This window comes from Thiothrix subterranea, assembly GCF_016772315.1.
In the GTDB taxonomy this organism is placed as follows: Bacteria; Pseudomonadota; Gammaproteobacteria; order Thiotrichales; family Thiotrichaceae; genus Thiothrix; species Thiothrix subterranea.
On sequence record NZ_CP053482.1, the window covers coordinates 3725164 to 3747937 of the forward strand.

A 22774-nucleotide genomic window follows, 5' to 3' on the forward strand; every position below is an offset into this window, starting at 1 on the left:
TGTGAATAGTGGAAGGGGAGTATGCGTTATACTCCCCTTTTTTTGTTGGTAATTTACGATGACGTTGCACCCTGTTTTAATCAGTATTCTGTTGCTATTGTGCAGCAATATTTTCATGACCTTCGCGTGGTATGCGCATCTAAAAGAACTCAATCACAAACCTTGGCTGATCGCTGCGTTGCTCAGTTGGGGAATTGCGCTATTTGAATACCTATTGCAAGTGCCTGCGAATCGTATTGGCTATACCGTTTTGAGCGTGGGGCAACTCAAGATTATTCAGGAAGTGATCACGTTAACGGTGTTTGTGCCGTTTGCGGTATTGTATTTGAAAGAGCCGCTGAAGCTGGATTATTTGTGGGCAGGTTTGTGTTTGTTGGGCGCGGTGTATTTTATGTTTCGTGAAAAACTATAGAGGATTTTCTAGTAATTTGGCAATCTGCCCCTTGAACCATTGAGTTCTAGCCAGTTCCAAAGGATTGCGATTTGCCCGTTGTAGCAATTGTTTTCCGTAATCCTTGGCAGGAAACACTTTGTAAAAGGTTTCAAAGTCATCGCTGTTGAGCAGTTCACGGATACCTTGGGCATCGTTGTGATACTGCTTGCGCCTGTCACCCTGCAATTCCTTGTCGAACGGGTAACTTTCCCGCGCTTTCTGGATACCGAATACCAAGTCTTCTTTGATGCGGTTTTTGGTGGCTGTTAACTGACTGATGTAAGCCGTTTTGTCAAAGGCTGCACCATCCACTTCCGCTAAATTGTCAGGGTGATAAAGGTAATTTTCGATGCTGTAATAGCGCAGGATGTGGATGAAGGGGAACAGTTTTTCAAACGCATCCACTTCCGCATCCGTCAGATAATCGCGATCAATAATGCCTTCCGCTTTGGTATCCCGTGCGCGTACAAACACTTGAAACTTGTTGTAGCGGTTGCTTGCGAACAGAACATTCGGCAACTGTAAGCTATTGTATTTAGAGGTGTCTTCGCCTTCGCAGAACACGAAGCGACGTTCTGCCAACAAGTTGCCTAGAAACTCGTGAGGGATGGCAATTTCCAGTACATCAAGATTTTCCTTGGGTTCTGGTGTAAGCGTTTGGGGAATATCAAAATCCAGCGAATCAAAGTCAATAATGGCGGCATGGGGGGCTTGGCGGGCGTAGTCGATAAACCCCAAAGCGTGGGAGGCTGTCCACAATTGTGAAGTCGCAGGAATCCAGTTTTCGGTCACTTCTCTCAATAGATCAAATTGCAGGCGGGTATTCATGTGACCATCCATTTCGTCAATGTAGATGATCTTGTTTGCCAGATAGTCTTGCCGCACCAACAGGTTAAACAGGATGATCACCACCTGTTTTTCCCCGTGGCTGAGTAGCTCGAAGGGAATCTCGCTATTGCCTTTTTTGAAGTAGGGTTCGACCGCAGTGCGTGGATTGGGCTGCTTGTAGACAGCAAACCGCAGTGTTGTCGCGGTGTCTTCGCCAAAAATATGGCTCAGGGCAGTGTTGACTTTGGATATGTATTTGTCGCGGACTTTGGCGACTTCTTGCTCGTTGGCTTTGCCTTCCACCAACAGGCGTTGCAGGGCTTGGTTCAACAAGTCGGCATGAGCGTGGACATCGGCGGCAAAGCGTTCATCCTGATCAATGAAATAGGATGGGGTATCGGCATTGATTCTGAGAATATCGGCAACATCCAATTCCTGATCGGTCGGTTTTTTGATGCGTGGGGTAATGCGCAAACTACTACGACCGTAGAACTTTCCGGCACTGTCTTTGGAAAAAGCATCTGCACTTCGCTCGTAGGTGGCGGTATCCGTGGTGATGGTTACGGCGGGTGTAGCGGCATTTTTGCTGAAATACGGGTCGTTATCTTGCTGGTGCAACGGTTGGTAGCCGTGCGCGGGGGGAGATAACCAATTAAACGCATCAAACACGCTGGATTTGCCGCAGCCATTTGCACCGATCAGCAGCACCAGTTTGGCATCGCTGGGGATGTTGCGAATGGTCAGGTCGGTAAAGCGTTTGAAGTTTTGTAGGCGTAATTCCCGAATCTGCACGGCGCGGCTCTCATGTGAAGGGTGTTTTGTGATTCTAGCTTAACTGTATCATGGTTGTTAGCGGTCTTGTTTCGTGCGATCACTACAATATTTTCAATTGTTCATACACATTTACCGCATAAGCGTGCCGCAAACCGCTCAGGGTCAAGCCGTGCAAGATGGCTTCCCGGTTGTTAAATGCTGCTTGGGGCGTTGGGAAAGTTCCGGCGCGTACCAGCTCTTCGCACATCCACGCCACATTTGCGTAGGCGGTGCGCATTCCAAACTGTGGGTTGATTTGGAACATCCGGTAGATTTCGGAACTCATCCGTAACCAGATTAACTGGCGTTGGTCTTTGATGCGGTCAAGGGTGGCGGCGGTTTGCTGCGCGGTTGGGGTCATGGCGGGAATGATCGCCCTGAATATCTGATAGCTCAGGTCAATCAGGTTTTCGCCGCTGGCTTGCAGGGTGTATCCGCCACGTTCGCAGTAAAACAACTGCTGCTTAAATTCGCTGATTTCCACCGACAACCAATCCTCGGCGTATTCACCGAAAGCAGGCCAGCGGCTGATGGGGTAAGGTAATTGTTGCGCCAACGCCTGCAATTGCGTGGCGTAAGCACGGTGATCACGCAGCGGGAGTAAGCTGGTCAGGTCGCTGAATGGAATGCTGGTGGTTGGGGCGGGTAGTGGCATTGCGGTGGTTTCCAAAGAGTGGTTGGTAAACGCGGGCTTGGATTCTGCCAAACGTTTGCTGACGATGTTATCCTAAGTGCCTATCACCGATATATGTGAAGGCTGTTTTTTAACCTATTTTTCAGTTAGTAGGGAAATCTCCCTTTCTGCCAAAACCTGCTAAACTTCGCTTTTTGTTCGGCACGAGCTTGCAATCATGGAAAAATTCATCCGCATTCGCGGCGCACGCACCCACAACCTGAAAAACATCGACCTTGACCTGCCGCGTGACAAGCTGATCGTGATCACGGGCTTGTCGGGTTCGGGCAAGTCGTCGCTGGCGTTCGACACGATCTTTGCGGAAGGGCAGCGGCGTTACGTCGAGTCGCTGTCCGCCTACGCCCGCCAGTTCTTGTCGATGATGGAAAAGCCGGACATCGACCACATCGAAGGGCTGTCCCCGGCGATTTCCATCGAGCAGAAAACCACCTCGCACAACCCGCGTTCCACCGTCGGCACGATCACCGAGATTTACGACTACCTGCGCCTGCTGTATGCGCGGGCGGGTGTGCCGCGTTGCCCGACGCATCACGTTGATTTGCAAGTGCAAACCGTCAGCCAGATGGTCGATCAGGTGTTGAGTTTGCCCGAAGGCAGCAAGCTGATGTTGCTTGCCCCGGTGGTGCGCGAACGCAAGGGCGAGCATGTGCAACTGTTTGATTCGTTGCGGGCGCAAGGCTATTTGCGGGCGCGGGTAAATGGCGTGGTCTACGAACTGGACGTGCCGCCGACGCTGGAATTGCGCAAGAAACACACCATCGAAGTGGTGATTGACCGTTTCAAAGTGCGCGACGACATGCAGTTGCGTCTCGCCGAATCGTTTGAAACTGCGCTGAAACTCGCCAATGGGCTGGCAACAGTGGCGTGGATGGACGGTGACGGCGAAGACATGATTTTTTCCGCCAACTACGCCTGCCCGCATTGCGGCTGGTCGCTGACCGAACTCGAACCGCGCTTGTTCTCGTTCAACGCACCCGCTGGCGCGTGCCAGACCTGCGACGGCTTGGGCGTGGAACAGTTTTTCGACCCGCAACGGGTGGTGGCCAATCCGTCGATGAGTCTTGCGGGGGGCGCGGTGCGCGGCTGGGATCGGCGCAACGCCTACTACTTCCAGATGCTCACGTCGCTTGCCGAACATTTCAGCTTTGACGTGGAACAGCCGTGGGACGAATTGCCCGCGTCTGTCCACAAACTGATCTTGCACGGCAGCGGTTTGGAGGAGGTGGAATTCACCTACGTCGGGCAAAAAGGCCAGATTTACACCCGTTCGCACACCTTTGAAGGCGTATTGAACAACCTCAAACGCCGTTACCGCGAAACCGATTCGAGTGCGGTGCGCGAAGAATTGGCGAAATACCTTGCCAGCCGTGCCTGCCCCGATTGCGGCGGCACACGCTTGAACGAACAGGCGCGGAACGTGTTTATCGCGGGGCGCAATTTGCCTGCGATCACGCATTTGCCGATTGGTGAAAGCCATGCGTTTTTCCGCAGCCTGAATTTGCCGGGGACTCAGGGGCAAATTGCCGACAAGATTTTGCGCGAAATTGCCTTGCGCCTGGAATTTTTGGTCAATGTCGGGCTGGATTATTTGACCCTGAGCCGCAGCGCGGAAACGCTTTCCGGCGGTGAAGCGCAACGCATCCGCCTCGCCTCGCAGATTGGCGCGGGGCTGGTTGGGGTGATGTACGTGCTGGATGAGCCATCCATCGGCTTGCACCAGCGCGACAATGCCCGCTTGCTGAAAACGCTGTTCCGCCTGCGCGACCTTGGCAATACCGTGATCGTGGTCGAGCATGACGAAGACGCGATCCGTTCCGCCGACCATGTGCTGGATATTGGCCCCGGCGCGGGCGTGCATGGCGGGTACATTATTGCGCAAGGCACGCCCGAAGAAGTGTTTGCCACGCCGGATTCGGTGACGGGGCAATTCATGTCCGGGCGGCGCAAAATCACCATGCCCGCCCAACGCACCCCGTTCAACCCCGAACGCACCATCAAACTGATTGGCGCGACCGGCAATAACCTCAATGACGTGTCGCTGGAAATTCCGCTGGGGCTGCTGACCTGCATCACGGGCGTGTCGGGGTCGGGCAAATCGACGTTGATCAACCGCACGCTGTACCCGTTTCTGGCGCGGCATCTGCACGATAGCAGCGTGGAAGTTGCCCCGGTGCGCGAAGTGCTGGGTGTGGAGCAAATCGACAAAATCATCGACATCGACCAAAGCCCGATTGGGCGCACCCCGCGTTCCAACCCCGCGACCTACACGGGCGTGTTTACCGCGATCCGCGATATGTTTGCGGCGACGCAGGAAGCGCGTTCACGCGGTTATTTGCCGGGGCGGTTTTCGTTCAACGTCAAAGGCGGACGCTGCGAAGCGTGTTCTGGTGACGGTTTGATCAAGGTCGAAATGCACTTTTTGCCGGACGTGTACGTGACCTGCGAAGTGTGCGATGGCAAGCGTTACAACCGCGAAACGCTCGACATCCGCTACAAGGGCAAGAACATCAGCGAAGTGCTGGCGATGACGGTGGAAGATGCCTGCGAATTTTTCGCCGCCGTGCCGTCGATCCACACCAAGCTGCAAACGCTGATGGACGTGGGGCTGTCGTATATTACGCTGGGGCAAAACGCGACCACGCTTTCCGGCGGCGAAGCGCAGCGAGTGAAGTTGGCGAAGGAGCTGTCCAAACGCGGCACGGGCAAGACGATTTATATTCTGGATGAACCGACCACGGGGCTGCATTTCCATGACGTTGACCAGTTGCTGCAAGTGCTGCACCGCTTGCGTGACGGTGGCAATACCGTGGTGGTGATCGAGCATAATCTGGATGTGATTAAGACGGCGGATTGGGTGGTGGATTTGGGGCCGGAAGGCGGGAGTCGTGGCGGGCATGTGATTGCTGTTGGTACGCCGGAGCAGGTGGCTGAAACTGAAGGGTCGTTTACGGGGGAGTTCCTGAAACGCATGTTGTGATACAGTACCAATCATGTAAAAAATCATTGTCGTCATGAGGTTAGCCATGAATACACAAACGGTGATGGAGGGCTTTTCTTCCCTTCCCCCAGATGCGCAACAGCAAGTTGCCGATTTCATTGATTTTCTGAAAGTTCGTTACCAAAAAGCCAAGCCTGTAAAAAAGAAAGTTGCGCGTGCAGCCTTGGCGCAAGAGGCATTCATCGGCATGTGGCGTGAGCGTAAGGACATGCAGGATAGTAACCAGTGGGTACGCGAGTTACGCAGCAAGGAATGGGGCTAAGGATGGCTGAGTGGACGTTAGTCGATACGGATATTCTGATTGATGCGGCACACAAAGATGAGATGGCAGTTACCGTATTGCAAAATCTCGAATCAACTTCCGGTCTTGCTGTCAGTATCGTGACTCAAATGGAGTTGGTGGTAGGTTGCCGCAACAAAACTGAGCAGCGCGAACTTGCCAAATTCTTGCAGCGTTTTCAGGTTATCCATTTGTCGGCAAGTATTTCACAGCGGGGCTTGGAGTTACTGCAACAATACCGCTTGAGCCACGGTTTGCTGATTCCTGATGGGCTGATTGCTGCTACTGCGATAGAGGCAGGTATCCCATTGATTAGTAAGAATCAGAAGGATTACCGCTTTATTGATGGATTGCAGCTTCTGCCTTATCCGCCCTAGCAGCAGGCAGACTACGGTGGCGCGGTGAGTAAGCTACCATAGGCGCGGCAGTCGTGGGGGATGTGGAACATAGAAGGAAGTCGCTGAAACTGAAGAGTCGTTTACTGGGCAGTTCCTCAAGCGGATGCTATATAGGGTTCTTCTGAGTCTTCAATCAATGAAAGTGACGCATCCATTGTTGGCATGATGGAAAAGAAAGCATTAGCTTTGCTTGCAACTTCAGCGATGGACGTGGTGCGAAATACTTCTGTGTGAAGTTGCTCGCAGCCATTTGTTACGCAATCTATGGCAGCTTTTTCCCAAGTACGGCGACAAGGCCAATCCTGCAAATATTGGGCAAAAGGTGCGGAGCATCGGTGCTTTCTGAGACGACCATCAGGTGATGTTGTAAACCCGACCTTGAACCGACCAGAGTCATATTCCGGTTCTAATTGGATCAAATAGAACATCCCAACGTCATCAGCGCAAAAAGTCGTACTGTTTTCATCGGATTGGTTTGGCTGCTTCGATCCAGTGGTACGGCGCAGTTCATCCCGAATTGCAGAAGCTTCGCTTGATGTTATCGTCGCAACATTTTGGTTTCTACGACTGACTTCGCGACGCATGACTGTTTGAATTCCTATGCGTTTCAATACTTTAAAAAGTGTCTGTTTGCGAACTTGGAGTTCATCTGCCAAGTCGCTGATGATAATTCTTTCGTCAATCATTATGTATTCTTAAATCGTAGTTATTAGTCGTTGTGTGGTAATGGTATGGTACGAGCATCTGATTCTACAACGGGAGCACCACCTACAATTTGCCCGAACTCATACACATCAATGGCATTCCTCAATTGCGACATTTCGATATGGACATCGGCCTGCCAACCGACTATAGCAGATTGGCAAGTCTGCTATAATGTGTCTGTACTTACTTCACCGGACTTATCGCCATGCGCTTTCTCGATGTAAAAACCGATTTCGCCTTCAAAAAAGTGTTCGGCAGCGAACAGAGCAAGCCGATTCTGATCAGTTTCCTCAACGCCCTGCTGGACTACCACAATGGTGATGAAATCACTGATCTGACCATTATCGACCCATACCAAGCACCAAAAATCCTTGGTATGAAAGATACTTACGTCGATGTTAAGGCAGTTTGCGCCAATGGCAGTACCGTAATCATCGAAATGCAGGTGCTGAACGTGGAAGGCTTTGAAAAGCGTGTGCTCTACAACGCCGCCAAAGCCTATTCCGCGCAACTCGGCAAAGGTGAAAAATACCACTTACTGAACCCAGTTATTGCCTTGACTCTGACTGACTTTGTGATGTTCCCCGACCAGTCAGAAGTGTTCAGCCATTACCGTCTACTTGAAAAACAGACACTGGCACACTACAGCGGTGATTTGGAGTTGGTGTTCATCGAACTACCCAAGTTCACCAAGGAACTGGTGGATTTGGTCAATATCAGTGACAAATGGGTATATTTCGTCAAGAATGCGGGTAGTCTTGATTATGTGCCAGATTCACTCAAAACAGACCCCTGTATTGTGGATGCTTTCGGTATTGCCAACCAAGCCGGGCTGACCGAAGAAGAAATGGAAGCGCAGGAACAACGTTACGATTTTCTGCGGATACAGCGGGCATTACACGATGAAAGGAAAGCGGTGGAAATAAAGCTGATAGAGGCTGAGGAAAAACGGCAAGCAGCGGAACAAAAACGGCAAGCAGCGGAAGAACGAGCAGTAACAGCGGAAAAAGCATTGCTAGAAAGCAAAACAAATTTTGCCCGTAGCTTGTTGGATATTTTGGACGATACAACGATTGCTTTGAAAACAGGTTTGACAGTAAAGGAAGTCAGTGCATTACGCCAATCTGTGGCGTGATAAGTTGGATCTGGGCGTTGTAGACAGGCTGTGGCAACGGTTGGCTTACCGAGCAGTTCCTGAAACGCATGTTGTGAAATCTACGGCTATGCGCTAAATTCGTATCGCAAATCCACTAACAGGTGGCAAAAGCCAAACCATATTGGCGCTCTCCCACTCCTAGCAAATAACGAAAGGCAATACCATGGTTTCATTTACCGAACTTAATCAGCAGAATGACACAATCACCGAGCTTTCCAACGTACTTTGTCATTTGATTGACGAGCGTTCCGTTTGCGACTTGAAAGTTACCTGTGACCTGTTTTTCTCTTACGTTGACCAGGTGAAAGAGCATCTGGATCTGGAAGAGCGTGAACTGTACCAGTCCATGTTATTGCATAGTGATCAGAACATCCGCAATACAGCGAATAAATTCCTTTCCGGTTCGGGTGAAATCAAGCGGGTATTTGGGCAGTACCTCAAACGCTGGAGCAAGAATAAGGAATTGCGCATCAATGACCATGATCAGTTCGTGAAAGATACCCGTGAAATGTTCCAACTGGTATTCAACCGGATTGAAGACGAAGTGGAACATCTCTACCCCACCGTGCGGGCAGTACAAGCGGCTATGTCGAAGTAATGGTTGCTCAGGTTGAATGAAAAAAGTCAGTCTCTTCGTCGATGTACAAAACATCTACTACACCACTCGCGCTGCTTACGGATGCAGTTTCGATTACAACCGTTTCTGGGCGCAAGCCACCGCCGGGCGTGAAGTGGTGCAAGCGCGTGCCTATGCGATTGGGCGCGGTGACGAAAAGCAAATGCAGTTTCAAAACATCCTGCGGGCGATTGGTTTTGAGGTGAAACTCAAACCCTATATCCAGCGCAGCGACGGTTCTGCCAAAGGCGATTGGGATGTGGGCATCACGCTGGATGTGATCGAAGCCGCCGCCAACACCGACATTATCGTGTTGGCATCCGGCGATGGCGATTTCGATATGTTGCTGCTGCGGGCATACCAACGCTACGGTGTGGAAACTGAGGCGTATGGTGTCCCCGGTTTGACCGCCAATTCCCTCATCAATGCCGCGACCCGTTACGTGCCGATTGACGACAGCCTGTTATTGGGCAAACGCTAATCCCCTGACGGTGGCGCAGCATACGTTTCCGGCAATGCCGCAGTGCCTTTGAGCAAGCGGAAAATATCGCTATCGGTCGACAAAATCAGGCTGGTATCCGGTGTCATAACCGCCTGATAAGCATCCAAGGTGCGGGTAAAGGCGTAAAAGTCAGCCGCTGCCTGACTCTGGTTATAAGCCTTGGCGTAAATTTCGGTAGCTTCCGCATCGCCTTTGCCGCGAATCTCTTCCACTTGGCGATAAGCTTCGGATTGAATGCGGTTCAGGTCGCGGGTCATATTGCCGCGAATCCGTGCCGCTTCGCCATTGCCTTCAGAGCGGAAGCGTTCGGCAATTTGGCGGCGTTCGCTGATCATGCGTTCGTAGATTTTGGGTTCGACACTGGCATTGTAATTAATGCGCTTGAAACGAATATCCAGCAATTCCACCCCGAACACTTTGAGCTTTTCCGCAGCGGCTTTGTAGATTTCTTGTTCAACCAAGACTCGCCCTTTTTGGATTGGCACAAGTGAACCCACCACATTGTTGGTATCTGCGCTATTTGCCGCACCTTCCACCAACGTCGGGTCTTTGAGGGGAACACGCCCTTTGGTGGTGCGTACAATTTCAATCAATTCGTGTTTGGCAACCGCGTTACGGGTTTCGCTGCCGAGGATGTCATCCAAACGCGATAAGGCGCTGCGTTCGTCGCGTAACCGCAGGAAATAGGGGAGTGGTTCCACAATGCGCCAGCGGGCAAACAAATCCACCGAGATGTAGAGCTTGTCTTTGGTCGGCATATCCGAAGGGCTGCCATCCCACGGCAGTACCCGTTTGTCGATGCGGTTTACCTCTTGAATAAACGGGATTTTCATTTTCAAACCTGCTTCGGTCACGGGTTCTTTCACCGGCTTGCCGAATTGGGTCAAGATTACTTGCTGCGCTTCACCCACGGTATAGAACGCATTGAACAACACAAACGCCAGCAAACCGGCAAGCACTAGGAGTAAACGGTTCATGGTGTTGCCTCCGCTGGGGTTTTCTGTGAGGTGTTGAGGTTGAGCAGGGGTAACAGGTTTTTCATGCCTTCATCCACCACGATTTTGTTTTGAATGCCGGGTAAGATGGCTTGCATGGTTTCCAGATACAAACGCCGTTGGGTAATGTCGGGGGCTTTTTGGTATTCGGTGAATACCGCGTTGAAACGTGCTACGTCGCCCTCGGCTTCGTTGACGCGCTTGAGGCGGTAGCCTTCGGCTTCGCGGATGCGCTGGTCTTTTTCACCTTCCGCCAAGGGGATGACTTTGTTGTAATCGCGGCGGGCTTCGTTAATGAGCTTTTCTTTTTCCTGCTGCGCTTGGTTGACTTCGTTGAAGGATTCTTGCACTGGGCGTGGCGGGTTAATGTTCTTTAATTGCACTTGGTCGATGCTCACGCCCATCAGGTAACGGGTGGCGAGTTGCTGGAGTTTGACCAATGCTTCGGCTTCGATTTCTTGCCGCCCAATGGTGAGAACTTCATCGACAGTGCGATCCCCGACCACTTCGCGCATCACCGATTCCGAGGCATTGCGCAAAGTAATGCCCGGTTCGCGCACCGCAAATAAATAATTGGTGGGTTCAGCAATGCGGTATTGCACTACCCATTCCACCAGTGCGACATTCAAATCGCCTGTGACCATCGGGGATTCCGCCGCTGGATTGTCGGAGTATTGGTCGACATTGCTTGCACCTTCCGTATAAAAGCCGAATTCCTGTTTTAATTGGCGTTTGACTGGCAAAATGGTGGCGACATCCACGCCCAAGGGAATTTTAAAATGCAAACCGGGTTGGACTTCCGCTTTGAACTTTCCGAAGCGTTGCACGATGGCGACGGAATCGCTGGGGACGGTGTACCAAGATGACCAGGCGGTGATGCCGAGCAGGATAATGATCACAGGGGCAATGCCCATTAGCTTGAAGCGTGGTAAGCGTGGTCGCGAGGTCATGGGAAAGGATGGTATTGGGTTCACGCGGAATTCCCTCCGGTCATAAAAGTTTTGTGATTATGATCATGACTCTACGCCGTACTGTGTGGTTTAGCGAGAAGCTTCCGAGGAAATGGGGTTGTCGGCGGATAAAGATTGCATTGGCATGTTGGTGGTTTCGGGTTTGGCTAAATTCTGGTATTAATCTGTGAGGGATTTTAAGCAGGGGAATTGCACGGGTTATGTCTCAGCCAATCAGAGTTTTTATCAGTTATAGCCATGATGATGACGCGCATCGTGAGTTTGTGTTGCGTTTGGCAAACCGTTTGCGTACCGAGCAAGGGATAGAATGCCTGCTTGATCAGCACTTTCTACCGGGATTTCCGCCGCAAGGCTGGACTAAGTGGATGCGGGATTCAGTACGCGATGCTAAGCATGTGTTGATGGTATGCACACCGAAATATCGAAACCGTTACGAGCGCAATTTGGAAAATCTGGAAGATACCGGGCGTGGCGTGGCATTTGAGGGTGTGGTCATTTCACAGACGCTGTATGAAGATTATTTTCACAACCACGGATTGAAATTTATTCCTGTGCTGCCCAGTAATGGGAAACGTGACGATGTACCGCGTGAGCTGCGGGATTTCAGCATTTACACCTTGCCGGATGCGTTTCAGCAGGTATGCGATTTGATTAAGGGGGTGCAATACAACCCGTTGCCGCCTTTGGGGAGTCCGCCAGTACGTGACACCCTAGAAACCCGTGTCGATGCCTATCTTGGTTGGGTGCAGGATACCTTTTTGCATAGCATGGATGCCTACACTAGCATGTATGGCAAGAAGCGGGTGCGGGCGCAGCCACCTGTTCGACGAAAGCCTTTTATCGGCAAGCGAAAGTTCGCGATTCTTGACTCTGCTTTCAGTGGTTGCCGTGAACAAGAATTGTTGGCAGAAAAAACGTTTGACAATATTCTCGAAGCCTTGAATGAAACCGGGCAAGGGGTGTTTCTCGGCAAGCCGGGTGCTGGCAAGACCACGACTCTATGGAAATTGGCAGATGATGAGATTAGGGCAAATAAGCATAGGGAACGAAAGCAGCGTATAGTCCCGGTTATTTTACGCCTCGGTTTTTGGGTGCTGGGCGGGCAATCCTTACAGGACTTTATTTTTGCCAAAACCAATGTTGTTGAGAGTATGTTGGGTAACAGTTTCTCTGAACTGTTGGAACAAAATCGTATTCTGCTGATTCTTGATGGTCTTAATGAACTGCCCATCATGCAGCAACAAGTCAAAGGCGAGCAAATCCGGGATTTTCTGAGCAAGCATCCGCAGGTGCGGGCTTATGCTTCCTGCCGTGAGGATGATTACAGTGATGACGTGCGCCTGCCGCTGCCGGAGTTGCATATTCAGCCGCTCGATATTCCCCGTATCCAAACTTTTATCCGCCAATATCTGGAGGCAGATAATCCCGAATATCTTGGACAAAAAGCAGAGGAACTGTTTTGGGAAATTGCGGGTGGGCAAAGTGTGCGTGATGTTTGGCAGCGATGGGAACAGCTTGGGGCAAGCCATAAACAATTCTGGGATGGTGAGGATATTCCTCGTGAAAACCCCAATGTTTATAGTAAGACTTCAGCTCCGCAAGACAAAATTTGGTATGACAAGGTAAAGAATAATCCACATAGCCTGATGCGTTTGGCGAGTAATCCTTACTTGTTGTCGATGTTGATGATGGTGTATGACAAAAAGGGAGCGATTCCAGATAATCGAGGGCAATTGCTAGAAGCCTTTTTCCAAGAACTCATCAGTCGGGAAGTAGACCCCGATGAACCTAAAAATAACAACGAACGCTTGCAGGATGGCGGTAAGCAACTGGAAACCCTGATTGGAAAACTGGCATGGGCAATGCAGGCACAAACCAGTACCTCACGCCCTGATGCCTTAGCCGTCATGGATTATGATGAACAATGGTTGAAACTCGCCATCCGCTGCAATGTGCTGGAACAGATTGGTGAAGACATCCGCTTTAGCCACCAATTGTTGCAGGACTATTTTATTGCGGTGGGGATGAAACAGCGTTTGGATGCGAAAGATTTGGATGCAGCTACCTTCTGGAAATCAGACAATTGGTGGGAGCCAACGGGCTGGGAAGAACCCACTATTTTGTTGGCAGGTTTGTATCCAAAGGGTTGTTCTCCGGTTGTGGATTGGCTGAAGCAGGCTAATCCCAAACTGGCAGCACGTTGCATATTGGAAAGTGGCGTTGGTTGTGAACCCGCTACTGTTGTTGGTTTGGCTGCGCCTTGGTTGTCACGCTTGACCAATGTGGAAATTGACCCTAATCCCTCTGCGCGTATGGCTATTGGCACAGCCATTGCTAGGTTGACATTGGATAAGCGTAAAGGGGTAGGGCTGAATACCAAAGGTTTGCCTGATATTGATTGGGTAGAAATTCCCGCAGGCAAGTTTATCTATCAAGATAGCAAGCGTAAAAAGTTGCCCCTCGATACTTTCTGGATGAGTCGTTACCCTGTCACGAATGCTCAATTTCATGCTTTTGTGGTAGCTGACGATGGTTACGGCAATGATGGCTGGTGGCAAGATCTGCAAAAACCGGAAACGCCCCATGAGCCATATTGGAAAGAAAATAACCGTCCGGTGGAGCAGGTGGATTGGTATGAGGCGATGGCTTTCTGCCGCTGGCTGTCTAAAAAGCTGGACTTGGATATTCGTCTGCCCACCGAAGAGCAATGGGAAAAAGCCGCACGGGGTACGGATGGTCGGGAATACCCGTGGGGTAACGGCTACAAAACAGGCTATGCGAATATCAACGAAACGTATAGTGAAGTTGGAACATACAACTTACAGGAAACTTCTGCGGTTGGTCTTTACCCTCAAGGTAAGTCGCCCTATGGTTTGATGGATATGTCCGGCAACGTCTGGGAATGGTGTCTCAATAAGTATGATGAACCCCAGATAACTACTGCTGATGTTTCTGGCGGTGTTCGTGTGGTTCGGGGCGGCGCGTGGAGCCTCAGTTCAGTGTATTGCCGCTCTTCTTCGCGCTCCTACGATCATCCGCACGATCGTTTCTTCAATCTGGGTTTTCGGTTGTTGTGTTGTTTCCCCCATTGACTTTATTGATCACTGATTTGCTGGTCACTGTACCCCTGTCAGCCGCGTAGCGGCTGAAGATTTTTTTTCACCACCTGAACTGCTTCAGCATGTGCTTTCGCAAGCTGCGTTTGTCTGAACTGGGATTTATAGGATGAAAGGATTAGTAGGATGGGGGAGAAATTTCGGATAGCGGGTGGCGATGATTCTTTATCCTGCCCATCTTTTCATCCTGAAAATCTTAGTTCAGACAATTTCCCCGTGTATTGCCTAACCCTGTTATCGAATGACTTCCAGCCGCACATCCGCCGTACCCGGCAGAATTAACCCAAGCTGTTCCGCCGCTGCCAACGACACATCGACAACCCGCCCCGCTTTGAAAGGGCCACGGTCATTCACCCGTACTACGACAGAACGCCCGTTTTGCAGATTGGTCACACGCAGCAACGTGCCAAAAGGCAAACTGGGGTGAGCGGCGGTCATCGCATACATATTGTACGGTTCACCGCTGGCAGTCGGGCGACCGTGGTATTGGTGTGCATAGTACGAAGCCTTGCCTGCCATCCCCGTTCCAAGCGTTTGGCAAGCGACCAGAAAGCAGCAGGACAATAGCAGTAAAGTGCTGGATTTATTCATGATGCCCCCATGTTTCCGTTGTCTGTGTTGACTGTACGCTTGTCAGCCACGTAAAAATAATCATGATTCCCCCCGAAAGTGCCAAAATAAATGAACACTTTTCTCTGAAACTTTTCAGAATTATAAACGCTTTAGGCACTATCGACGTCATCCCCGCGTGGCGTTTCCTATTGTATAACCCCCCGTTTTGTACTAAACAATAAGCAGCCGAAAAATAATGCGGGGGACGCATGGATTCTATCAAGATCAGTGGCAAGTTGACCGGGCAAGACTTTCCACTCAAAACGCACGGCGCTTATGCCGATATTCTCACCATTATCTGCCAACAAGAAGTCACGCTAGAAGCCCTACGCAGTGGCGGTAAAAGTGTCGAACTCAACAACCTTGACCCTGACACCTTAGTCGAACTCGAATTTGAAGGCGGGTTCAAACGTTGGGTGCGAGCGGGCGAATTACGGGCGCAAGCCAGACAAGAAACCAGCCGCTCTGCCAGCAGCGAATTCATGCTCACGCCCGCCAGTTTTGATGTGAGTAACCAGCGCGGTGTGGTCGGGTTGGTATTGAAATTTCTGCGGGTACTGAACGTCGATCCAGTCAGCGACATGAGCGATGCGTTGGCGGAGGTGTTAATCGACAAGTTGGAAACCCGCAAAATTCCGCAACCGGGTGTGTATCGCTGCCACAATACCGATCAATTAACGCTGGAGTTGGTCACGCAAGCCGGAGACATTGATACCAGCAAGCCGGTATTGCTGTTTTTGCACGGCACGTTTTCCAGCACCGATGGCAGTTTCGGCGAATTGTGGGAATCGCGCCAAGGCTACAATGCCGCCGCTTGGTTGCAACGTTTGTTCGCGCCTTACGGTCAGCAAGTGTTTGCGCTGGAACACCACACCCTCACTGTCAGCCCGGTGCAAAATGCGTTACAAGTGTTGCGCTTATTGCCGCCACACACGCGCTTGCACCTGATTAGCCATTCACGCGGCGGCTTGGTGGGGGAATTGCTTTGCCAAGGCGTGTTGCAGCGTAAAACTCGCGAGTCCGGCGCTAAGTTTTTGGAGAGCGAGGAGATTTTCTCCAAGGCGGAACTCCAGCTATTTGAGCATCAGGCGCGTCTCCATGATCTGCAAGGATTGCAAGAAATTGCCGCCTTGCTGACGGATAAACACATTAAGGTGGAACGCTTTGCAAGGGTAGCGTGTCCGGGGCGTGGCACGGTGTTAGCCTCGGAACGGCTGGAAGACAATCTGTCGGTGATTTTCAATGTATTGAATTTTATTCCAGCGCCTCGGTTTCAGATGTTAGCGGAATTTGTGCGCATGGTGTTGATGGCAACTGCTCGCAAGCGTACCAATCCGCAAGAATTACCAGGGTTGGAGGCGATGATGCCCGCGTCCCCGTTAATCCGTTTGCTGAATCGCCCGGATGTACAGCTCGATTCTGACATGACCGTGATTTCGGGGGATATGCGTGCCTCGACTTTGTTAGGGCATTTTAAGGAATGGGTGACGCAGCGCTTTTTCGGTGAAGAAAACGATTTTGTGGTGAATACGGCGGGAATGTACGGCGGGGCGCGGCGCTTGCGGGGGATGCGGTTTTATCTGGATCAGGGCGATGACAGCAGCCATTTCAATTATTTTCGTAAAGGCGAAGTGCGCGACCGTTTGCTCAGTGCCTTGCAACACCCCGATACCGATTTGCGCTTGCGTCCGCTGTTGACCGAGACACCGGTGGCACGTCCGGCGGCGCGTTCTGGGCGTGATGCGCAAGCCGCCAAGCGTAGCACGGTGTATTTTCTGCCCGGTTTCATGGGGTCGACGCTGCAAATCAACGACACACCCATCTGGTTGGATATGTCGGCATTGAGTTGGGGGGATTTTTCGCGCCTGCAAATCGACAGTGCCGGGGTGCAAGCCGAAGGGGTGTTGGAAGCGCCGTACCGTCCTTTGCTCACTATGTTAGCGGCTAGTCATACGCTGGTGGAATTTGCCTACGATTGGCGGCGTTCGTTTGCAGAAGCGGGGCGGCGGCTGGCGGATGCGCTGGAACAGGAGTTAGATCAAGCCAAAACCAGCAATAGCAAATTGGTGGTGAGGTTACTGGCGCATTCCAGCGGGGGCTTGGTGGCTTTGGCGTTGATGAGTGAAGCGCCCAAGGTGTGGCAACGCTTGCGCGAAGAGGCGGATTGCCGCGTGGTGATGCTGGGTACGCCCTTGCAGGGAACGTATACGGCGGTGCAATTGTTGCTGGGGCAACACCGTTTACTGGGCCTGTTGAATTTGCTGGATGGGCGCATGGATGAGCGCGAAGCGCAGTCATTGGCACAGCAGTTTGCGCGTTACCCCGGTGTGCTGGAATTGCTGCCTGCGGCGTATTTGCACGAAGAACGTTGGCAAACCTTGCTGGGGGAAGCGTTTCACACCTGGCCTGCCCGCCATTTGCTGGCGGATGCACGGCGAATACGCGAACAGTTACGCGCGGTAGAGCTGGATACACAACGCCTGTTGTACCTGTATGGCAAGTCGAGTCTTACGCCGGATGAAGTGGCGGAACACCAAGGTGGCTGGCGTTTTCATGCCAGTGGTGCGGGGGATGGCGTGAGCTTGTGGGGGGAATTGCCCGCGAAATTGCCGACTTGGTATTTGCCGGTGGAACACGGGCGCATGGCCAGCCACAGCGAACATTTTCAGACCTTGCAATATTTACTTGACGATGGGGTGTCACGGCAATTGGCGACTCAGCCGCCCGCTATCGGCAAAGCGACGGGGGAATGGTTGCCGACCCTGCGCAATGAATTGTTTCCCGATGAACAGGAATTGTTGGCAGCGGCCTTGGGCTACCACACCCGCATGACGCAAGCAGAAGTGCGTTCACCCGTGGAAGTGCGCGTGGTGCATGGCAATCTGGAACAAGTTACGCATCCGGTGGTGGTCGGGCATTACGCAGGGGATTCCATCCTCAGTGCCGAGGCTTTGCTGGATAAGCGTTTGCAGGGGCGGCTCGGTGAATTGCATCGCATGGGCTTGTATCCGGGTGAATTGGGTACGTCACACGTGTTCCTGAATCCGGGGCAAAAACCGGGGGGCGCAGTGATTGTCGGGCTGGGTGAAGTCGGCAAGCTGACGGCGGGGGAATTAACCGCGAGTTTTACCCGTGCGCTGATGGATTATTCGCTGAAAATCCGTGAAGCCTTGGAGCAAACTCCACCGAGCAATCCGTTGGCAGAGGCGGAAGCTTTGCCGGTGCATGTGGCGACCTTGTTGATTGGGACGGTGGGCGGCGGCAGTGTGACCTTGGCAGATTCGATTACGGCAATTTTGCGGGCAATTGCGCGAGCGAATCAGGCGTTGGATAAGAGCGAACGCGGCTTGCGCTTGCGTTTGCAGGTGGTGGAATTCATCGAGCTGTACGAAGATCGCGCGGTGGAAGCGGCGCGTTTGGTGCAAGATTTCGTATTGCTGCCAGAATTTCGCAACGATTTCAATGTTAAGAGCCTGATGCAATGCTTACTGGGGAAGCGGCGGCGGGTGATGTATAACGATCCGCCGGGTTGGTGGCGGCGGATTCAGGTGGAAGCGAGCGCCGAGGGTTTGAAATACACCGCGCTGACCGATAAGGCTCGCGCCGAGTTGGTATTGCAAGCCACGCAGCGCAAGTTGGTGGATCAGTTTATCGACAAAGCCATCACCTCCAGCGCGGATGACCCGGATACCGGCAAAATTTTGTTTGAATTATTGCTGCCCGCTGCGATGAAAGAACAAGCGCCGAATGCCGAAAATTTGGTGATGGTGTTGGATAGCGCCGCGTCTGCCTACCCGTGGGAATTGCTCTACAACCGTTTTGACCACGAATCACAACCGTTGGCGGTGCGGTTTGGGTTGGTGCGTCAGCTACAGGTGGGGCAATACCGCCAGCATGTGGTAAACCCCTTGGAACGTTCGGCGTTGGTGATCGGCGATCCGCCTGTGAATGGCGAGTTCGTGCGCTTGCCCGCCGCCCGGCAGGAGGCTGAAACCGTAGCAAACTTGCTGGAATCGGGTGGTTTCAGCACCGTGACCCGCGAAATTGGCACGGATTCACACGCCATTTTAAAAGCGTTGCACACGGGCGATTATCGCGTGCTGCATTTGGCGGGGCATGGGGTTTACCGCTACCGCCCTGACCCTGAGAGCGCGTTGGAAGTCAGCGGCATGGTGTTGGGCGATGGCATTTTCCTCACGCCGGTCGAAATTGGGCAGATGCGCAAAGTGCCGGAATTAGCCTTCATCAATTGCTGTCATTTGGCGCAAATGGATTTCATGAGCGCCGAGGTGCAAACCGCTGTGAGCAGCGACCGCAGCAAATTAGCGGCAAGTTTGGCGCAAGAATTAATTCGTATGGGGGTGCGGGCTGTCATTGCGGCGGGCTGGGCGATTAATGACAGTGCGGCGCAAGTGTTTGCCGAACAGTGTTACCAGGCGCTATTGCAAGGGCATACGTTTGGCATGGCAACCTTGTTGGCACGGCGCGAAACTTGGCAACAATACCCGCAGAGTAATACGTGGGGTGCTTATCAGTGTTACGGCGACCCGGATTACAAACTGTTGAGCCGCCAACCGGATAGCAATGCCGATGATAAGACGGTGGATAGCTGGCGCTTCGTAGCGGAAGTCGAGGTGGTGGCGGAATTGCAAAACCTGATTCATGCCGCCGATACCGCGCAACCGGGGGATATTGTGTGGTTGCAGGAACGTTTGCCGCAATTGCATCGGGCGATTCCGGCGGAATGGCTGGCTCATGCCGATATTTTGTATGCCTTGGGGCGGGCTTACGGCAAGTTGGATATGTTTGTTCCGGCGCTGGATGCGTATCAGGCAGCATTGGATTCGCCGCAAGCCGATTACCCGGTGATCTTGCTGGAAGACAAAGTGAGTGTGCAAACCGCGCTGGCCTTGGCATGGGCGCAGGGCAGGGTGGCAGCACCGGAAACGCGCTTGGCAGAATCCCCCGCAGCATTAATGTCGGACAGTTTCAAAACTCTGCAATTGCTGGATGGTTTGGGAAATAGCCTGCAACGCTTTGAAGAGGTGGGCAAGTTTTGGAAACGTAGCGCCTTAATGGTCACGGGCGAGGAGCGGGCGAATGCGTTGCGCGAAATGGAGCAAGCGTACCGGCGGGCGCATGAGTTTGCTTTGCAGGAAACCCACGCGGTGGCGGGATATCCGCTGATTAATTGGTTGACGTGCAAAGTGGTGCGTTATTTGCGCGGGCATGTGAAGCAATTGGATCGGCAGGAACTCAAGCATTGGCTGGAACAAGCGCGGCAATGTGCCGAGTCGGGCGAGCGGGGAATGGCGGCGTTTTGTTCGGGGATTACCCGTGCGGAATACAGCTTGCTGCATTATTTGATTGGGGCACGTTTGAACGAAACCATTCAGGTGCAAAAAGTGGTGACCGATTATGTGCAAGCGGTGGGGCGCGGGGCAGCACCCCGGCAATTGCGGTTTGTGCGTGAACATTTGGATTTCTTGCGCACGATGTTGGGTGAGTTTCAGGAGGAGAAGCCGCAATTGCGCCCGGTAGTGATGGCGTTGATGGAGATCGAAGAGAAATTATAAGGTGTTTTTGTGATATTGTGCTACCCAATCAATACAGGGGAAACACCAATGACAACACTCTGGATCAACACCCTCGTCAGTGTGATCGGCGTTCTTCTCGGCGCATTCTTGGCGATGGGCAGCGTTATGAGCATCGCCAATATGCAGGTCGCGTGGGCTGGCGCATTACTGATCGCAGCGTTTGGCGTACCACTAGCCTTTGCGATTTCAGGCATCGGCGCATGGTGGGCGTATGCCACAGGCACAACCCACCTCATCACCTACCTAATCGCCTTCCCGTGGGTATATTTGGCGGCTTTTATTGCAGCAATGCTGCTGTCATTCAAGCTCTAACCTGTTTACTTCTTCTCCCAAGTATCCCGCAATCCAATTACCCGATTAAACACGAGCTTCTCAGCCGCTGAATACTTGGAATCCAACACAAAATACCCCTCACGCTCAAACTGATAGCGGTCTTCCAGCGTGGCCTTCGCCAGCCCGATTTCGCCTTTGCAGCCGTTGAGGATTTCCAAACTGTGCGGATTCATGAATTCCAAGAAGTTTTTGCCGCCCGCATCCGGTGCAGGGTCGCTGAACAAACGGTCATACAAACGCACTTCGCAATCCACGTTATCACGCGCTGATACCCAATGAATCACGCCCTTGGCTTTCACGCCATCGGCTGGGTCTTTGCCAACCGTGTCTTCAATCACGCGAGCGCGAATTTCGATGATGTTGCCGTCGGCATCTTTCACCGCCTCATCCGCCTCAATCACGTAGCTGTTACGCAGGCGTACTCGTTTACCCAATACCAAACGCTTGTACTGCTTGTTGGCTTCTTCGCGGAAATCGTCCTGATCAATCAGAATCTCGCGGCAGAACGGCATTTCGCGTGTCCCCATCGCCTCATTTTGTGGATGCACGGGCGCTGTCATGGTTTCCACTTGATCATCAGGATAGTTGGTCAAGGTGACTTTGAGCGGGCGCAATACGCACATGGCACGCGGGGAAATATTGTTCAAGTCTTCGCGGATGGCGAATTCCAACATGCCAAGATCCACCACGCCTTCGACCTTGGTCACGCCTGCCATTTCGCAGAAATCGTTAATGGCTTTGGGGGTGAAACCCCGACGGCGCAACCCCGAAACGGTCGGCATACGCGGGTCATTCCAGCCGTCAACGTGCTTTTCATCGACCAATTGCTTGAGCTTGCGCTTGCTGGTGACAGTGTAATTGATATTGAGGCGCGAAAATTCGTACTGGTGCGGGGTCGCAGGCACGGGAATATTGTCGATAAACCAGTCATACAGCGGGCGATGCACTTCAAATTCCAGCGTGCAGACGGAATGGCTGATGCCTTCAATAGCGTCACTTTGCCCGTGCGCGTAATCGTAAGACGGGTAAATGCACCATTTATCACCCGTTTGGTGATGCGTGGCGCGTTTAATGCGGTAAATCACCGGGTCGCGCAAATTGATATTGGAGGATGCCATGTCAATCTTGACGCGCAAGGTGCGGCTACCGTCAGGGAATGCGCCGTCACGCATCTGGGTGAACAGTTCGAGGTTTTCTTCCACGGAACGGTTGCGGAACGGACTTTCTTTACCGGCTTCGGTCAAATTGCCACGGTATGCCCGCATTTCTTCAGCGGTCAAATCGCATACAAACGCCTTGCCCGCATTGATCAGGTGTACCGCCCAATCATACAACTGGTCGAAATAGTCGGAGGCGTAATGCACGTCGCCATCCCATTGATAACCCAACCATTGCACATCTGCTTTGATGGATTCGACGTATTCTTCGTCTTCTTTTTCGGGGTTGGTGTCATCCATGCGCAGGTTGCACTTGCCGCCGAATTTCTGTGCCAGCCCGAAGTTCAGCCAGATGGATTTGGCGTGACCGATGTGCAGGTAGCCGTTAGGTTCGGGGGGGAAGCGCGTGCGCACATTGGTGATTTTGCCGCTTTCAACGTCTTCTTTGACGATACGTTCAATAAAATTGAGTGGTTTGCTGATTTCTTCGCTCATGGGGGTAGTTCTTGTCGATTATTGCAATGCAGGAATTAGACTATTAAGCACCGCCGTTGTCCAGTGCGGTGCTCA

General features: G+C 52.2%; 17 protein-coding genes. 10 read left to right on the plus strand and 7 right to left on the minus strand.

The window, feature by feature from the left end:
• The first annotated feature begins 58 nt into the window (after positions 1-58).
• On the plus strand, positions 59-412 hold the full coding sequence (locus tag HMY34_RS18400) for a DMT family protein (RefSeq protein ID WP_374048223.1): 354 nt from the start codon (positions 59-61) through the stop codon (positions 410-412).
• Here the strand turns inward: HMY34_RS18400 and HMY34_RS18405 are convergent.
• Positions 407-2053 (minus strand): AAA family ATPase, encoded by a 1647-nt coding sequence (locus tag HMY34_RS18405; protein WP_202716868.1) that lies wholly within the window; start codon positions 2051-2053, stop codon positions 407-409. The two genes, HMY34_RS18400 and HMY34_RS18405, sit on opposite strands and share 6 nt — an antisense overlap.
• Before the next feature lie 82 nt (positions 2054-2135).
• Positions 2136-2780, minus strand: a complete 645-nt coding sequence (locus HMY34_RS18410; protein WP_202716869.1) for a hypothetical protein — start codon at positions 2778-2780, stop codon at positions 2136-2138.
• 145 nt (positions 2781-2925) lie between these two features.
• Here HMY34_RS18410 and uvrA point away from each other — a divergent pair, with 145 nt between their 5' ends.
• From uvrA to HMY34_RS18425, 3 genes are read left to right on the plus strand one after another with little or no spacing between them, the layout of a single operon-like run.
• Positions 2926-5745, plus strand: coding sequence for an excinuclease ABC subunit UvrA (gene uvrA / locus HMY34_RS18415; protein ID WP_202716870.1), 2820 nt, complete (start codon positions 2926-2928; stop codon positions 5743-5745).
• Positions 5746-5791: 46 nt separating this feature from the next.
• Entirely contained in the window at positions 5792-6028 is a 237-nt protein-coding gene (locus HMY34_RS18420) for a DUF2281 domain-containing protein (RefSeq protein ID WP_202716871.1), read from the plus strand.
• A gap of 2 nt (positions 6029-6030) precedes the next feature.
• Positions 6031-6423 (plus strand): type II toxin-antitoxin system VapC family toxin, encoded by a 393-nt coding sequence (locus HMY34_RS18425; RefSeq protein ID WP_202716872.1) that lies wholly within the window; start codon positions 6031-6033, stop codon positions 6421-6423.
• 116 nt (positions 6424-6539) lie between these two features.
• On the opposite strand, the gene HMY34_RS18430 is transcribed toward HMY34_RS18425, so the two are convergent.
• The gene (locus tag HMY34_RS18430; RefSeq protein ID WP_202716873.1) at positions 6540-7130 is read right to left on the minus strand and encodes a hypothetical protein; all 591 of its coding nucleotides are present in this window, start codon (positions 7128-7130) and stop codon (positions 6540-6542) included.
• A gap of 224 nt (positions 7131-7354) precedes the next feature.
• Here HMY34_RS18430 and HMY34_RS18435 point away from each other — a divergent pair, with 224 nt between their 5' ends.
• The 3 genes from HMY34_RS18435 to HMY34_RS18445 all read left to right on the plus strand — a co-directional run bounded on the left by HMY34_RS18435 (position 7355) and on the right by HMY34_RS18445 (position 9402).
• The gene (locus tag HMY34_RS18435) at positions 7355-8284 is read left to right on the plus strand and encodes an Rpn family recombination-promoting nuclease/putative transposase (protein WP_202716874.1); all 930 of its coding nucleotides are present in this window, start codon (positions 7355-7357) and stop codon (positions 8282-8284) included.
• A gap of 184 nt (positions 8285-8468) precedes the next feature.
• Entirely contained in the window at positions 8469-8903 is a 435-nt protein-coding gene (locus tag HMY34_RS18440; RefSeq protein WP_202716875.1) for a hemerythrin domain-containing protein, read from the plus strand.
• 16 nt (positions 8904-8919) lie between these two features.
• Positions 8920-9402: a LabA-like NYN domain-containing protein gene (locus HMY34_RS18445; protein ID WP_202716876.1), complete on the plus strand. Its 483-nt coding sequence runs from the start codon at positions 8920-8922 to the stop codon at positions 9400-9402.
• Here the strand turns inward: HMY34_RS18445 and hflC are convergent.
• Both hflC and hflK read right to left on the minus strand, forming a co-directional pair.
• A complete protein-coding gene (gene hflC / locus HMY34_RS18450; RefSeq protein WP_202716877.1) occupies positions 9399-10400 on the minus strand; it encodes a protease modulator HflC in 1002 nt (333 codons plus the stop codon). The two genes, HMY34_RS18445 and hflC, sit on opposite strands and share 4 nt — an antisense overlap.
• Positions 10397-11392: an FtsH protease activity modulator HflK gene (hflK, locus tag HMY34_RS18455; protein ID WP_228287916.1), complete on the minus strand. Its 996-nt coding sequence runs from the start codon at positions 11390-11392 to the stop codon at positions 10397-10399. The genes hflC and hflK overlap by 4 nt, the downstream gene beginning before the upstream one ends.
• Before the next feature lie 197 nt (positions 11393-11589).
• On the opposite strand from hflK, the gene HMY34_RS18460 reads away from it, so the two are divergent.
• On the plus strand, positions 11590-14481 hold the full coding sequence (locus HMY34_RS18460) for an SUMF1/EgtB/PvdO family nonheme iron enzyme (protein WP_202716878.1): 2892 nt from the start codon (positions 11590-11592) through the stop codon (positions 14479-14481).
• Positions 14482-14739: 258 nt separating this feature from the next.
• Here HMY34_RS18460 and HMY34_RS18465 read toward each other — a convergent pair whose 3' ends face one another.
• A complete protein-coding gene (locus HMY34_RS18465; RefSeq protein WP_202716879.1) occupies positions 14740-15096 on the minus strand; it encodes a septal ring lytic transglycosylase RlpA family protein in 357 nt (118 codons plus the stop codon).
• A 230-nt stretch (positions 15097-15326) separates the two neighbouring features.
• Here HMY34_RS18465 and HMY34_RS18470 point away from each other — a divergent pair, with 230 nt between their 5' ends.
• The gene (locus tag HMY34_RS18470; RefSeq protein WP_202716880.1) at positions 15327-20693 is read left to right on the plus strand and encodes a DUF7379 domain-containing protein; all 5367 of its coding nucleotides are present in this window, start codon (positions 15327-15329) and stop codon (positions 20691-20693) included.
• A 48-nt stretch (positions 20694-20741) separates the two neighbouring features.
• The gene (locus HMY34_RS18475; RefSeq protein ID WP_202716881.1) at positions 20742-21026 is read left to right on the plus strand and encodes a hypothetical protein; all 285 of its coding nucleotides are present in this window, start codon (positions 20742-20744) and stop codon (positions 21024-21026) included.
• 5 nt (positions 21027-21031) lie between these two features.
• Here the strand turns inward: HMY34_RS18475 and HMY34_RS18480 are convergent, their stop codons facing one another.
• Positions 21032-22699, minus strand: coding sequence for a glutamine--tRNA ligase/YqeY domain fusion protein (locus tag HMY34_RS18480; protein ID WP_202716882.1), 1668 nt, complete (start codon positions 22697-22699; stop codon positions 21032-21034).
• Positions 22700-22774 lie beyond the last annotated feature (75 nt).